The 10,540-nt window shown below is 64.9% G+C and carries 8 protein-coding genes; 7 read left to right on the top strand and 1 reads right to left on the bottom strand.

All coding sequences use genetic code 11. From position 1 onward, the window contains the following. The 4 genes from ACXJ7R_RS15965 to ACXJ7R_RS15980 all read left to right on the top strand — a co-directional run. Positions 1 to 2,214: molybdopterin-dependent oxidoreductase (locus ACXJ7R_RS15965; protein WP_457152676.1), on the top strand; the 2,214-nt coding region annotated here is incomplete at its 5' end. 12 nt (positions 2,215 to 2,226) lie between these two features. Next, positions 2,227 to 3,180 (top strand): ABC transporter permease, encoded by a 954-nt coding sequence (locus ACXJ7R_RS15970; protein WP_457152682.1) that lies wholly within the window; start codon positions 2,227 to 2,229, stop codon positions 3,178 to 3,180. Next, complete coding sequence (locus ACXJ7R_RS15975; protein ID WP_457152677.1) at positions 3,177 to 4,055, top strand: ABC transporter permease; 879 nt, start codon at positions 3,177 to 3,179, stop codon at positions 4,053 to 4,055. Before ACXJ7R_RS15970 ends, ACXJ7R_RS15975 begins: the two co-directional genes overlap by 4 nt. Further along, positions 4,048 to 6,078 carry a dipeptide ABC transporter ATP-binding protein gene (locus ACXJ7R_RS15980; protein ID WP_457152678.1) on the top strand — a complete coding sequence of 677 codons (2,031 nt, stop codon included), beginning with the start codon at positions 4,048 to 4,050 and terminating at the stop codon, positions 6,076 to 6,078. The genes ACXJ7R_RS15975 and ACXJ7R_RS15980 overlap by 8 nt, the downstream gene beginning before the upstream one ends. 30 nt (positions 6,079 to 6,108) lie before the next feature. Here ACXJ7R_RS15980 and ACXJ7R_RS15985 read toward each other — a convergent pair whose 3' ends face one another. After that, entirely contained in the window at positions 6,109 to 7,011 is a 903-nt protein-coding gene (locus ACXJ7R_RS15985) for a LysR family transcriptional regulator (protein WP_457152679.1), read from the bottom strand. A 113-nt stretch (positions 7,012 to 7,124) separates the two neighbouring features. Here ACXJ7R_RS15985 and ACXJ7R_RS15990 point away from each other — a divergent pair, with 113 nt between their 5' ends. The 3 genes from ACXJ7R_RS15990 (at position 7,125) to ACXJ7R_RS16000 (ending at position 10,493) form a co-directional block, all read left to right on the top strand. Continuing rightward, complete coding sequence (locus ACXJ7R_RS15990; RefSeq protein WP_457152680.1) at positions 7,125 to 8,780, top strand: ABC transporter substrate-binding protein; 1,656 nt, start codon at positions 7,125 to 7,127, stop codon at positions 8,778 to 8,780. 2 nt (positions 8,781 to 8,782) lie between these two features. Beyond that, the gene (locus tag ACXJ7R_RS15995) at positions 8,783 to 9,661 is read left to right on the top strand and encodes a DUF427 domain-containing protein (RefSeq protein WP_095088254.1); all 879 of its coding nucleotides are present in this window, start codon (positions 8,783 to 8,785) and stop codon (positions 9,659 to 9,661) included. A gap of 67 nt (positions 9,662 to 9,728) precedes the next feature. Beyond that, complete coding sequence (locus tag ACXJ7R_RS16000) at positions 9,729 to 10,493, top strand: SDR family oxidoreductase (RefSeq protein WP_457152681.1); 765 nt, start codon at positions 9,729 to 9,731, stop codon at positions 10,491 to 10,493. Positions 10,494 to 10,540 lie beyond the last annotated feature (47 nt).

The raw sequence follows: 10,540 nt of genomic DNA on the forward strand, positions 1-10,540 counted from the left end.
GTACAGGGTGACCTGCGCGTCTCCCGTCCCGCCATCAGGCGTGGCTGGCTGGAGGGGGACAGGTCCAGCGCCAAGGGCGGGCGCGGCAGCGAACCCTTTGTCGAAGTCCCATGGGAAACCGCACTGGATATCGTGGCGGCCGAACTGGACCGAATTCGCGTTGAGCATGGGAATGCCGCGATCTATGCGGGGTCCTACGGATGGGCGAGTGCGGGGCGATTCCACCATGCCCAAAGYCAGGTCCACCGTTTCCTCAACACGATCGGCGGCTATACAAGCTCGGTTCTCAGCTATTCCTATGGCGCTGCCGAGATCATCCTGCCGCACGTGCTTGGCGGGACCGATGGCCTGACGGGCAATCATTCCACCTGGGACGGGATCGAGCGGAATAGCGAGTTGATCGTCGCCTTTGGCGGCCTGCCCTGGCGCAATGCGCAGATACAGGGGGGCGGCGCGGCACGTCACGAAGCGTCGGCGGCCTTGCGCAACGCCGTCGGCAACGGCGCCCATCTGATCAACGTTTCGCCCGTGCGCGACGATGCACCGCGCGGCGTCGAGACCGAATGGCTGCCGCTTCGGCCAAACAGCGACACCGCCTTGATGCTGGCTCTATGCCATGTCCTGATCACCGAGGCCCGTCATGACGAGGCATTTCTGGCGCGATACTGCATCGGCTTCGAGGTCGTGCGGGCCTATATCCTGGGAGAAAGCGACGGCCAGCCGAAGAGCCCCAGATGGGCGGCTGCCCTGAGCGGCGTGGGAACAGAAAAGATTGTCGCGCTGGCCAGGGAAATGGCCGCCAAACGCACCATGCTGATGGTCAGTTGGTCGCTGCAGCGCGCCGACCATGGCGAACAGCCATATTGGGCGGCAATCACGCTTGCCGCTCTGCTGGGCCAAATCGGATTGCCGGGCGGCGGCCTTGGCTTCGGCTATTCGTCGACAAATGGCGCCGGAAGACCGGAGATGGGATTCCGGTGGCCGTCCGTGCCGCAAGGCAGGAACCAGGTGCCGGACTTCATCCCGGTCGCGCGGATGGCCGACATGCTGCTCGATCCGCGCGGCTCGTTCGACTTCAACGGCGCCGCGCTTGTCTACCCCGACATCAGGCTCGTCTACTGGGCCGGCGGCAATCCGTTCCACCATCACCAGGACCTGAACCGGCTGGTCGAGGCTTGGCGGCGGCCTGAAACGATCATCGTCAACGAGCCCTTCTGGACGGCGACGGCGCGCCATGCCGACATCGTGCTGCCAGTCACCACACCGCTGGAGCGAAACGATCTCGCCTTTTCGAACCGGGAAAACCTCGTCGTCGCCATGAAGCAAGCGATCGACCCGGTTGGAGAAGCCCGCGACGATTATCGGATCTTTGCCGACCTGTCGGCCCGGCTCGGCACCAGCGAAGCCTTCACCGAAGGGCGCGGAGCCAGCGAATGGATCCGGGTGCTTTACGAGCAGGCCAGGGACAATGCGGACGCGGCCGGGGTCGAGATGCCGACCTTCGACCGTTTCTGGCATGACGGCTACGCCGACCTTGCCCGGCAGGTGACGTCGCAGACTTTGCTCGGTTCCTTCCGCGCCGATCCCGAGCGGCATCGGCTGGCGACGCCATCGGGCCGCATAGAGCTGTTCTCGCCGACAATCGATTCCTTCGGCTATGACGACTGTCCGGGTCACGCTGTCTGGCGCGAGCCGCGGGAATGGCTGGGCAGCGACCTTGCCAGCAGATTCCCGCTGCATCTTTTATCCCCGCAGCCGGCGGACAAGCTGCACAGCCAGTACGATCACGGCTCGGTGAGCCGGGCGGGCAAAGTGTCGGGCCGCGCGCCGCTGTGGATCAACCCTGCCGATGCCGCTGCGCGCGGCATCCTGGACGGCACGGTCGTGCGCGTCTTCAACGATCGCGGTGCGTGCCTCGCGGGCGCCGTGCTGACGGACGGCCTGATTCCGGGCGTCGTGCAGCTGCCCACCGGTGCATGGTTCGACCCCTCCTCGCCCGGACAGCCGAACAGTCTGGAAAAACATGGCAATCCGAATGTGCTGACACCCGATCGGGGGACGTCGCGCCTTGCCCAATCGCCGACCTGCAATTCGACGCTGGTCGAGGTGTCGCGATTTGACGGAGCCGTTCCCCCGKTGACAGCATTCGATCCGCCTGTCACAGTGAGTTTACCCGACGTGTCCGGCATGCCTGGGCCGCTGGATCTTACATAAGGAGTCGATGCCATACTCTCCTTCCTTGCCCGGCGTGTCTCGCTGTCGCTGGTGACGCTGTTCCTGCTCAGCATCATGGTGTTTCTGGGCGGCCAGGTGCTGCCCGGCAATGTCGGACGCGCCATATTGGGCCCGTTCGCCGACCAGCGCGCCGTCGACGCGCTCAACCACACGCTCGGTGTCGATCGCCCACTGCTGGCGCAGTACTGGGGCTGGATCTCGAACTTCGTCCAGGGCGACATGGGCACCTCCTACATCTTCCGCTCGCCGGTCGCGCCCTTCGTCATCGATGCGCTCGGCAATTCGATGAAACTCGCGGCGGTCGCCTTCGTGCTGGTGGTGCCGATCGGCATCCTCGGCGGCGTCATCGCCGCGCTCAATCTCAACCGGCCGCTCGACCGCATCATCAGCCTTGGCGGCCTGTCGGTGACGGTGCTGCCGGAATTCGTCACCGGCATCATCCTGATCCTGATTTTCGGCGTCTGGCTGCGCTGGCTGCCGATATCGGCCGCATGGCCGCGCAATGCCGGCTTCTTCACCCAGCTCTATTACCTGATCCTGCCTTCGCTGCCGCTGTTCCTGGTGCTGTTCGGCTATATCGCCCGCATGGCCCGTTCCGGCATGATCGAAGCGCTCGATTCCGACTACACACGAACAGCCGTGCTCAAGGGCCTGCCATGGCGCACGGTGATCTGGCGGCATGTGCTGCGCAACGCGCTGCTGCCGACCATCACAGTCATCGCGACGCAGACCGGCTATCTGATCGGCGGCCTCGTCGTGATCGAGACGCTGTTCCGCTACCAAGGGATCGGCTCGCTGATCTTCACCGCGGCGCGCGGCAAGGATTTCCCGATGCTGGAATCGGGAATTCTCACCATCGGCATCGTCTATGCCGTGGCGACGCTCGTCGCAGACTTCCTCTATTCCGTGCTCAATCCGCGCATCCGGCTGGGGTCAGATCAATGAGCGCTGTCCAGACCACCTCCCCCACATCAGACGACACGCGAAAGCGCGGCCCGCTGGCGGAGGTGCTGTTTTCGCTGCTGCGCTCCGGCACCTTCCTGACCGGTTTCGCCATCGTGATGTTCTGGGTTGCCTGCGCCCTGTTCGGCGAGCATTTCGCGCCTTACGACCCGCTTGCCGACGACATCATCAACGCGCTCGCCCCGCCTTCGGCSGAACACTGGTTCGGCACCGACCAGATCGGCCGCGACGTTTTCTCACGCGTCATCGTCGGCTCGCGCGACATCCTGACAGTCGCCCCGCTGGCAACCTTGCTGGCGACCGTGGCCGGCACGGCGCTCGGCCYCATCACCGGCTATTTTCGCGGCCTCGTCGATGATGTCGTCAGCCGCATCCTCGAAGCCTTCATGGCGATCCCGGTGGTCATCGTCGCGCTTTTGGCGATCGTGGCGCTCGGCACATCCAAGACGACGGTCATCGTCGTCATCGGGCTGAGCTTCGCGCCGATCATCGCGCGCACGGTACGCTCCGCAGTGCTTGCCGAGCGCGAACTCGATTATGTCGCCGCCGCACAGCTTCGGCACGAAAGTGCTGCGCATACGATGTTCGTCGAGATCCTGCCCAACGTCATCCCGCCGATCCTGGTCGAGACCACCGTGCGGCTCGGCTATGCCATTTTCGCGGTCGCCACGCTCTCCTTCATGGGCTTCGGCATCCAGCCGCCCTCGCCGGACTGGGGGCTGTCGATCTCCAACAATTACGGCATGATCGGCGGCGGTTTCTGGTGGACGGTGCTGTTCGACGCGCTGGCCATCGCCTCGCTGGTGATTGGCGTCAACCTGGCGGCAGACGGCGTTCACGGAGCGCTCAATGACTAAATCCGCGAAAGCAGAAAACGCGCTCGAACTCAGAGACCTGTCGGTTGCCTATCGCGTCGCCGGCCGCAATCGCGCGGTGCTGCGCAACCTCAGCCTCAACATTGGCCAGGGCGAAGCCTACGGGCTCGTCGGCGAGTCCGGGTGCGGCAAATCCACAGTGGCGCTCACCGTCGTGCGCTATCTGCCGCGAAACGGTTCGATCACCGGCGGCGCGATCTCACTCGACGGCCAGGACGTCATGAAGCTGGATGCTGAGGCCCTCAGGCGGGCGCGGGCCGAAAGCGTCTCCATGGTCTACCAGGATCCCGGCAAGGCGCTGAACCCGTCGATCCGCGTCGGCCGCCAGCTGACCGAGATTTTTGAACTTGGCGGCATAACCGGCAAGGCGGCCGAGGATCGCGCGGTCGCCATGCTGAACCGGGTGCGCATCTCCGACCCGACAAGCGTCATGCAGCGCTACCCGCACCAGCTTTCCGGCGGCATGCAGCAGCGCGTGGCGATTGCCATGGCACTGGCCAACGATCCGTCGATGCTGATCCTCGACGAGCCGACGACCGGCCTCGATGCGACGGTGGAAGCCGAAGTGCTCGACCTGATCGCGCAGCTCAGGCAGGAACTGTCGGCCTCGATCCTGTTCATCAGCCACAACCTCGCGGTCGTCGCCAACATGTGCGACCGGGTCGGTGTGCTCTATGCCGGCATGCTGGTGGAGGAAGGGCCGACCGAGGTCGTGTTCAACGATCCCCGCCATCCCTATACGGTGGCGCTGCTGCGCTGCCTGCCGCGCGGCGGCCAGCGCAAGGACCAGGGTCGGCTCGACACCATTCCGGGCTTCCTGCCCGGCATCGGCGCCGACATCAAGGGCTGTGCGTTCGCCGACCGTTGTGCGCTCGCCGACGACCGCTGCCGCAGCGAATTGCCGCCGCTCTACGATCTGGGCGGCCGGCTGTCGCGTTGCTTCTATCACGAGAAGGCGCAGGCGTTGCCGCGCGCAACCCCGAGCGATGTCGCGCCCGCGCTAAAGGCGGCAGCCGTGCCGGTGCTGCGCGTCGCCGGGCTGAACAAGACCTATTCCAGCCATGGCCACGCGCTGCGCGCCGTGAAGGACGTTTCGCTCGATTTGCGCCCGGGCGAAACGCTTGGGCTGGTCGGCGAGTCCGGCAGCGGCAAGACGACCTTCGCCAGGCTGCTACTCGGCCTGGTGCCGCCGGATGACGGCGGCACGATCGTGCTCGAAGGCAAGGCGCTGGCGCCGCGGCTGGAAAACCGCAGCGACGACCAGATCAAGGCGATGCAGATCGTCTTCCAGAATCCGGACTCGGCACTCAACCGCTCGCACTCGATCCGGCACCTAATCGGCCGCGCACTGAAGCGGCTTGCAGGCTTGAGCGGCAAGGCGCTGGAAGCTCGGCTCAACGACCTTGTCCGTTCAGTCCGGTTGACCGACCGGCATCTTGCCGTCAAGCCACGCCAGCTCTCTGGCGGCCTGAAGCAGCGCGTCGCCATTGCGCGCGCCTTCGCCGGCGACCCGCGCATCGTGGTGTGCGACGAGCCGACCTCGGCGCTCGACGTGTCGGTGCAGGCGGCGATCCTCAACCTGCTCGCCGACCTGCAGTCGAAGGAAGACGTCAGCTACATCTTCATCTCGCATGACCTTGCCGTGGTGCGTTACCTCTCGGACAAGATCGCCGTGCTCTATCTCGGCCGGATCATGGAACTCGGACCGTCGGAAGACGTCTTTTCCGGCCCGCATCATCCCTATACCGAAGCACTGCTGTCGGCCGTGCCCAAGCTCGATCAGACCGAGACGGCGCGCATTCGCCTCGACGGCGAAATCCCCAGCGCCACCAACCCGCCGTCGGGCTGCGTGTTCCACACACGCTGCCCGCGCAAGATCGGTGCGATCTGCGAGCAGCAGGAACCGCCGCTCAGCGAGGCGCAGCCCGGCCACTCGATCCGCTGCCATATCCCCTACGAGGAACTGGCACGGCTGCAGAAGGACGTGGTGACCGAACCGGCGTAGCGGGGATCACCATGCATACGGCCTGGCCCGTCACATCTGGCCGGTCATGCCCAGGGAACGGTCGCCTTCCGAAAACCCCTGACCTTCCGCCCAATCTCCAGCCAGGGTGCGCAGCCCGGTGAGCGCGACATCCAGGACATCCGACGAGACCGGATTGCTGGGATAGGCAAGGTAGATCGGGCGCTGGAACACCGGCGTGTTGTCGATGCGGCGCATTTCGCCGCGCTCGATATGCGTGCTGACGGCACTGAGCGGCAGGTAGGCCGCCGCCTGCCGAGACAGCACATGCTGCAGACCGATGAAGACCAGTCCGGCCGAGATGGCCGGCTTGACCATGCCGGCAAAGGCGCGGTCGTGCTCAATGCGGAATTCCAGCCCCCAGTCCATGAGGATGTAGTTTTCGGTCCAGGACTTCGTCTGCGCGGCATGCTGAACGAGCACGACCTGATCGACCGCCAGCGTTTCGTAGACGATGCCTGGATGCGGGCGCGGCAGATAGAGGATGCAGATGTCGAGCAGGCCTTCCGCCAGCTGGTCGATCGCCAGATCCGGGAAACTGCCCTCCAGGCGCAGCGCCACGTTCGGCCGCCTGGCGCGCATCCAGTCGACCCATGGCGAGGTGATGCGGTCCCACAGATAGGCGGGGGCGGTCAGCCGCAGCAGCGTCTCGTAGCCATCGGGAACGGCGATGTCCTGCCGCGATTGCTCCCAGGTGCGGGTGATGGAGGAGGCATGCGGCAGGAACTGGCGGCCGGCCGGCGTCAGCGTCACGCCATCGCGGTCGCGCACGAAAAGCCGGCGCCCCAACTGCTCCTCCAGTCCCCGGATCCGCGCGCTGACGGTGGACTGGGCGAGGTTGAGCCGGCTGGCCGCGACGGTGAAGCTGCCATGGGCGGCAACTTCGAGAAAGCTGCGCAGATTTTCAGTGTCCATGCCGCACCCTTTGCATCGAAAATTTCGATGGCCCCTATCAAAAAATATCGCTTTGCGGCGGCAGTCAACAATGAACTAGATGGCAAACCCCAAGCCAAGCGAGGAATGCAGCCATGCCAAAGCATTTCAGGATGATCGACGCCGCTCGCCGGACTCTCACAGCAATCGAAAATTCCGCTGTCGACGAGTTGTTGGCCGGCAGGATGGGCCGGCGTGATTTCCTGCGCCATGGCAGTGTGCTTGGCCTCTCCCTACCATTCCTCGGCGGCCTCGTTGCCGCAGCCGGCCTCGGCACGCAGCAGGCCCGCGCCGAGGGCAAGCCGGGCGGCACGGTGCGCGCCGGCGTGGCCACGCCAGGCGGCGCCATCGACCCCGTCACCTATTATGACAGCGGCAGCTACCAGCTGGTTTTCCAGACCGCCGAGTTTCTCTGCATCACCCAGGCGGACCTCACCTTGAAGCCGGTGCTGGCGGAAAGCTGGGCGCCGAACGAGGATGGCAGCGTCTGGACCTTCAAGCTGCGCAAAGGTGTGAAATTCCACAATGGCGAGGACTTCAAGGCCGACGACGTCGTCGCGACCTTCGACCGGCTGGCCGATCCGAGCGGCGCCTCGAACGCGCTGTCGGTGTTCAAGGGCCTGCTGTCGAAGGGCGGCACAAGGAAGGTCGACGACCATACCGTCGCCTTCCATCTCGACGCGCCGAACGGCAGCTTTCCCTATTCGGTGTCGATCGACAATTACAACGCCGTCATCCTGCCGGCGAGCTACAAGGGCGACTACGAAAAGACGTTCGAGGGCACCGGACCGTTCCGGCTGGAGACCTACACGCCGAAGGTCGGCGCGACCTTCGTACGCAACCCCGACTATTGGGGCGAGAAGGCGCTGCCGGACCGTCTCGAATTCAAGTTCTACGGCGACGTGCAGCCGCGCATCCTGGCGCTGCAGGCCGGCGAGGTCGACATCCTCGACGCCGTTCCGCTCGACGTCAGCCAGGTCGTGCTCAACAGCCCCGACATCACGGTGCTGCGCGTCGCATCGACCGCGCATCGCCAGCTGCACATGCGCTGCGACACCGGCCCCTTCACCGACAAGCGCGTGCGCCAGGCGCTGGCATTGTGCATCGACCGCTCCAAGCTGGTCGATGGTCTGTGCCGCGGCATGGCGGCGACCGGCAATGACAGCCCGTTCGCGCCTGCCTTCCCGGCGACCGACAAGACGGTGCCGCAACGCGTCCAGGATATCGCCAAGGCCAAACAACTGCTCGAAGCGGCCGGCGTGGCCAGCGGCTTCGACATCACGCTGACGACGCTGCGTTATTCCGACATTCCCGGCTACGCGCAGCTGTTCCAGAACTTCGCCAAGGAAATCGGCGCCCGCATCGCGCTTAACATCGAGGACCAGGACAAGTACTACGGCAAGGCGGTGTTCGGCCAGTCGGACTGGCTGGACAGTCCGCTCGGCATCACCGACTACGCGCATCGCAGCGTGCCCAACGTGTTCCTCAAAAGCCCGCTGGTCAGCGACGGCCCCTGGAACGCGGCGCATTTCAAGAGCCCGGCCTATGACGGCATGGTCACCAGCTATCTGAAGGCGCTCGATATCGGCGCACAGCGCAGTGCCGCCTCCGACATCCAGAAACTGCTGCTCGACGAGACGCCGGTCATTTTCAGCTATTTCCCCGACCTGCTGGTGCCGGTGCGCAAGAATGTCAGCGGACTGCCGCCGATCGCCGCCGGGCTGCTGCTCGATCGCGTATCCATAGGCTGATCATGAACGTGATCGCCAAGACCAAGAACCGGGAGAGTACCATTCGCAAGCGTCATCTGCGCGGCCGCGGGCCGCATTTTCCGCTGCTCGACAGCATCACCCAATATGATTTCGAGCCGGGCTACGTCGCCTTCACCATGCCGACGCAGAAGCGGCTGCGGGTGCAGGTCGGGTCGATGATTGTCGCCGACACGGTCAACGCGCTGGTGCTCTACGAGTCCGACCACCTGCCGGTCTATTATTTCCCGATGAGCGACGTGCGCGAAGAGTTTCTCTTGCCGAGCACGACGACGACCGAGAGCCCGTTCAAGGGCGTGGCGACCCACTACTCACTCAACACCGGCGTGACGCTGGTCGAGGACGCGGCCTGGCGCTACGCCGATCCGGTGAAAGGCAGCCCGCCGCTCGCCGACTACATGTCGTTCTACTGGAGCAAGATGGGCCACTGGTTCGAGGAGGACGAAGAGATCTTCGTCCACGCCCGCGATCCGTTCCGCCGCGTCGACTGCCTGCCGTCGTCGCGGCGGGTGCAGGTCATTCTCGACGGTGAGCAGGTCGCCGATTCACGCCGTGGCGTGTTCCTGTTCGAAACCGGACATCCGGTGCGCCACTATCTGCCGATCTCCGATACGCGGCTCGATATGTTCGCACCCAGCCGCTACATCTCGCGTTGTCCCTACAAGGGCATCTCCAACTACTATCACGTGACGACCAAGGCCAAGCGCCACGAGAACCTCGTCTGGTACTATCCCGAACCGGTGCACGAGGCGGAACGCATCAAGGGGCTGGTCTGCTTCCACCACGAACTGGTCGACAAGATCCTCGTCGACGGCGTCGAAATCCCCAAGGAAGCCACGGCTGCGTCGGACGGCTATTTCTGAGCGATGCAGGGCGCTTGATCGGAGCACGGCTCAGCGCGTACCCTCTCCGAGGCAGGGAGGGCTATCAATGGATCTTTTCAAGCTGGACGGCGATGTCGCGCTGGTCACCGGCGCCGGCAGCGGCATCGGCCAGGCAATCGCGATCGGACTGGCCGAGGCAGGCGCCGACGTCGCCTGTTTCGGCCATGCTTCGAAAGGCGGGTTGGACGAAACCGCTCACCGGATCACGGCGCTCGGCCGCAAGGCGCTGGTGCTGACCGGCACGGTGACATCGCTGAGCGATCTCGCGACGGCGATCGATCGCCTAGAGAGTGAACTCGGTGCGCTGACCGTCGCCGTCAACAATGCCGGCATCGCCGGGTCGGAAGCGGCCGAGACGCTGTCGCTGGAGACATGGCAGAAGGTGCACGAGGTCAATGTCGCCGGCGTGTTCCTGTCCTGCCAGGCCGAAGCCCGCAAGATGCTGGCGCGGCGCAAGGGCTCGATCATCAACATCGCCTCGATGTCGGGCACCATCGTCAACCGGGGCCTGACGCAGGCGCACTACAACTCCTCGAAAGCCGCCGTCATCCACATGTCGAAGAGCCTCGCCATGGAGTGGGCCGACCGCGGGCTGCGGGTCAATGTCGTCAGCCCGGGCTATACGCTGACGCCGATGAACAAGCGGCCGGAGGTGGCGGAAGAGGTCAAGATCTTCAAGCGCGACACGCCGATGGGGCGCATGGCGGCGCCGGAGGAAATGGTCGGACCGACGGTGTTCCTGGCCAGCCGCGCGTCGAGCTTCGTCACCGGCCTCGACCTGATTGTCGATGGCGGCTACGTCTGCTGGTAGGATGGAAGATCTGGCGACCGGGCTCCACTTCGCCTGTAGTCTGAAAT

The sequence above is a fragment of the Mesorhizobium sp. P5_C1 genome (genome assembly GCF_054049815.1).

Excerpts from the sequence above, each read along its gene's own strand:
- ACXJ7R_RS15990 (WP_457152680.1), top strand. The coding sequence starts at position 7,125 with ATGCCAAAGCATTTCAGGATGATCGACGCCGCTCGCCGGACTCTCACA.
- ACXJ7R_RS15985 (WP_457152679.1), bottom strand. The coding sequence starts at position 7,011 with ATGGACACTGAAAATCTGCGCAGCTTTCTCGAAGTTGCCGCCCATGGC.
- ACXJ7R_RS15995 (WP_095088254.1), top strand. The coding sequence starts at position 8,783 with ATGAACGTGATCGCCAAGACCAAGAACCGGGAGAGTACCATTCGCAAG.
- ACXJ7R_RS16000 (WP_457152681.1), top strand. The coding sequence starts at position 9,729 with ATGGATCTTTTCAAGCTGGACGGCGATGTCGCGCTGGTCACCGGCGCC.
- ACXJ7R_RS15980 (WP_457152678.1), top strand. The coding sequence starts at position 4,048 with ATGACTAAATCCGCGAAAGCAGAAAACGCGCTCGAACTCAGAGACCTG.